This window comes from Paraburkholderia sp. SIMBA_027 (genome assembly GCF_046535315.1).
Lineage (GTDB): Bacteria > Pseudomonadota > Gammaproteobacteria > Burkholderiales > Burkholderiaceae > Paraburkholderia > Paraburkholderia tropica.
This window is the reverse complement of the sequence record NZ_JAWRWY010000699.1, coordinates 1-267: the sequence shown is the minus strand read 5'-3', so window position 1 is coordinate 267 and position 267 is coordinate 1. Positions and strand designations below refer to the sequence as shown.

The following is a 267-nucleotide window of genomic DNA, read 5'->3' as shown; positions in this document are numbered from 1 at the left end:
CTGTGGCTCGTCGCGGACGTCCGCACCAGGACCTTCGCCTGCTGCGCACCGGCGATGATGTCCTTGACCGGCGCGTCCGCGATGATTTTGCCACGACCGATGACAATCAGGTGATCCGCGGTTTGCGACATTTCACTCATCAGGTGCGACGACAGGAAAACGGTCTTACCTTGGCTGGCGAGGTAGCGGACCAAGTTGCGGACCCAGAGGACGCCTTCGGGATCCAGCCCGTTGACAGGCTCATCCAGGATCAACGTCTGGGGGTCG

At 61.8% G+C, this 267-nt stretch carries 1 pseudogene; it reads right to left on the bottom strand.

Going from position 1 to position 267, the window contains the following annotated elements:
• Positions 1-267 (bottom strand): annotated as a pseudogene (locus SB764_RS40830) (ABC transporter ATP-binding protein); the annotation flags it as partial.